At 62.5% G+C, this 3,181-nt stretch carries 3 protein-coding genes and 1 pseudogene; 1 reads left to right on the top strand and 3 read right to left on the bottom strand.

What is annotated here, in order from left to right:
- Positions 1–74 precede the first annotated feature (74 nt).
- Positions 75–856, top strand: a protein-coding gene (locus tag GGR04_RS23600; protein WP_246393615.1) for an IS5 family transposase whose coding sequence is annotated in 2 segments (ribosomal slippage) — positions 75–405 and positions 405–856 — 783 coding nt in all. Because the reading frame shifts where the segments join, the coding sequence is not laid out codon by codon here.
- 69 nt (positions 857–925) lie between these two features.
- On the opposite strand, the pseudogene GGR04_RS23595 reads toward GGR04_RS23600, so the two are convergent.
- The 3 genes and pseudogenes from GGR04_RS23595 to GGR04_RS23585 all read right to left on the bottom strand — a co-directional run.
- Positions 926–1,321 (bottom strand): annotated as a pseudogene (locus GGR04_RS23595) (recombinase family protein); the annotation flags it as partial.
- A gap of 49 nt (positions 1,322–1,370) precedes the next feature.
- A protein-coding gene (locus GGR04_RS23590; RefSeq protein ID WP_246393613.1) for an IS6 family transposase occupies positions 1,371–2,082 on the bottom strand; the annotation gives its coding sequence in 2 pieces (ribosomal slippage) (positions 1,371–1,571 and positions 1,573–2,082; 711 coding nt in all).
- 85 nt (positions 2,083–2,167) lie between these two features.
- Positions 2,168–3,181: MFS transporter (locus GGR04_RS23585; protein WP_183203035.1), on the bottom strand; the 1,014-nt coding region annotated here is incomplete at its 5' end.

Here is a 3,181-nt window from a genome sequence, read left to right as displayed (position 1 = left end):
CTAGGTCCTGTTGACAAAGTGGATTCCCAGATTGTTTGAGGCGTGATTCAAGGCTTCCTTTTAGGGAGGCGGTATTGGCGCGTGGCGATCTGTCGGACAAGGAATGGGCTGTCATCGGCGAGCTTCTGCCGAGCGAGCGAGGCCGCAAGGCACGCCCGTCGCATGACAACCGCCGCTTTCTCGATGGAATACTGTTTGTCCTGCGCGCCGGCTGCCCGTGGCGCGACATGCACGAGCGCTATGGCAAGTGGAACTCGGTCTATGTGCGGTTTCGGCGCTGGGCTGAGCAAGGCATCTGGGACGCCATGCTGGAGACGCTGGTGGAACTGGGACTGACCGACGACTGGCAGCATATGATCGATTCCACCACCGTTCGCGGCCATTCGCAGGCTGCGGGCGCTAAAGGGGGACCTATACGCAGGGCTTTGGTCGAAGCCGCGGCGGCTTTACGTCGAAGATCCACGCCCGTGCAGACGGTCAGGGACGCCCTCTTGGCTTTGTGCTGACGGGTGGAGAGACCTCCGACTACCGAGCCGTTCCCGCCCTTTTGGCCATGCCGGTCGGCAAGCCGCGGCTCATGCTCGCCGATAAAGGCTACGACGGAGACGAAGTTCGAGAGTCCCTGCTTCTGAAAGGCGTCATGCCGGTGATCCCGCCCAAAGCCAACCGTCGAACACCGGCTGCTTGCGACTTCCGTCAGTACCGGGATCGAAATCGCATTGAGCGTATGTTCAACCGGCTAAAGCAGGCCCGACGCATCGCCACGCGATACGACAAGACTGCAAAGTCCTTCCTGGCCTTCCTCTGCCTCGCCGCATCACGCATTTGGCTCAAGGACTATGTCAACAGGACCTAAATCTACACGGAACCGCGCAGATTGGTCGCTTGCAGCGGTTGAACTCAGTCCAGCCCCACTTGAAGCCTGCTACGGCGTCACTTGATCCTGTGCCTTCGCTGCATCTCTCGCCCGCTGGATCGTCAATCGACTAACCTCGAACTCGCGCGCCAGCGCGGAGATCGAGGCCCCGTCCCCCAGCCTCTCACGAACGACGCGCTTCTGTTCTGCCGACAGCTTCGCGGGGCGCCCCAGCACCTTGCCCTGCTCCTTCGCCCGGATCAGTCCGGCGTGCGTGCGCTCGATCAGGAGATCGCATTCGAACTCAGCGACGGCGTTGATGACGCTCATCGTCATACGGCCCGTCGAGCTCGTCAGGTCGACGCCGCCCAGCGCCAGACAGTGAACCTTGACACCCATCTCGGCGAGAAGCTCGACGGTGGCTCGCACGTCCATGGCGTTGCGCCCGAGACGGTCCATCTGGCTCCGTTGCAAATCGCCAACGAGGCCGCAGTGATCCCGTTCTGTTCCATTTTCAGGCGACGAACACCTGGAAGAGCCGTCCGATGAAGCGCGCTTCCGATCCACCGGCCAGGCTGTCGACCATCGAGCGGAACTGGCCCTTCCGGAACATCCGCATCGTCTCGAACCCTCGAATGGCGTTGTGAGCCGTCTTCTGATACTGGAAGCCCCGCACGGGGCGGATCCGCTGCTTGAGCTTGCCGTGGTCGGACTCGAAGGCGGTTGTTCAGATATTTCACCTGCCGGTGCTGGCAGGTCGCGGCGAGCCGCCCCTCTCGCCGCAGCGAGGCGATCGCCTCGTTGTAGGCCGGGTTCTTGTCGGTCGAGATCACCGATGGCCGGTTGTGCGGCGACCGGTTCAAAGCCTTGACGAGGAAGCGTTTGGCGGCCTTCGTCGTGCGCTTCTGCGATAGCTGGAAGTCGAGCGTCTCACCTCGGTCACCGATCGCGCGGTAGAGGTACATCCATTCGCCCCGGACCTTCACGTAGGTCTCATCGACGTACCAGCTGCCGCTGCTGCGATCCCTGCACCACTGGACGCGTCGGTCGAGTTCGGGGGCGTTGTGCTGGACCCAGCGGTAGATCGTGGTGTGATCCACCGATAGGCCGCGCTCGGCCATCATCTCCTCGAGATCGCGATAGCTCAGCGCGTAGCGGCAGTACCAGCGCATGCAGAGCAGGATGATGTCGGGAGCGAAGTGCCGGCCCTTGAACGCCAAACTCATGCCCAAGTCCCCGCCATCCGTCGCGTTCAGCGCAGTAGGCTCTCACCGCCTTCGAGGATTTGCAACAGAGCCCTTTTGCGAAAGCTCAAACGGCATGTGCCAGCGCCTGCCGATCATCGCGCAGCAGGAACACCATCATGCCAGCCCCGACAGCAAGCCCGGTCGAGATCATCCAGACCCAATCGTAACGCATGGTCAGGTCGAAGATGTAACCGCCCGACCAAGCCCCCAAAGCTGCGCCGAGGGAATGGCCCGCCGAGATCAGTCCCATCGCAAGCCCCATGACGCGCAAGCCGATATGGCTGGCAACGAGGCTCGCCGTGACGGGAACCGTCGCATAGTCCACCGCGCCGAACAGGACGGCAAACACGACCAGCATTTCATAGCTGGCCCCGACATTCATCAGGATCAGGAACGTCAGCCCCCGCAAGATGTAGATCGAGCCGAGCAACACGACCCTGTTCATGCGATCGGTGAGCCAACCGGCCCCGATCATGCCGAGCATGTTGACGGCCGACAGCGCGCCATAGGCGGCGGCGCTCGGAACCGGGCCGAAACCGCAGAATGACGCATAAGGCAGGAAATGCGTTTCGATCACACCCGCCGTTGTGTAACCGCAGAGGGCAAAGCTCCAGAACAGCACATGAAATGCCGGTTTTTGGACGATGGCACCGAGATCGGCCTTCAGCGACGATGCCGCCTGATCCGGGACGGCTCGCGCATCGTCCCCTTCCGTCGTCGCCAGCGTCCACCAGAGAAGGGGAGCCAGAGCAAGGCACCCGACCCCGATGGCGAGGAAGCTCCACCGCCAGCTGAATACCGCCAGAACCGCCGCGATCAGTGGCACGATCAGGAATTGGCCGCCTGTTGCGCCTGACGTGGCGATGCCTGTCGCAAGTCCCCGGTTCCGGTCGAACAGGCGCGCAATGGCTGTGGAGACGACGTGCGTTGCCACGATGCCGAAGCCGAGCGCCGAAAGGCCGCTGAAAGCGGAGAGGAACACATATGCGCTGCTGGTCGCGGAGACGATCAGGCACCCGATACCAACGAGCGACAAACCAAGGGCGAGCGTTGCTCGCACGCCATGCCGATCAACCAG

It is taken from the genome of Aureimonas pseudogalii (assembly GCF_014196835.1).
In the GTDB taxonomy this organism is placed as follows: domain Bacteria; phylum Pseudomonadota; class Alphaproteobacteria; order Rhizobiales; family Rhizobiaceae; genus Aureimonas; species Aureimonas pseudogalii.
The sequence above is the reverse complement of the archived record's forward strand: the minus strand, read 5'-3'. Positions and strand labels throughout refer to the sequence as shown.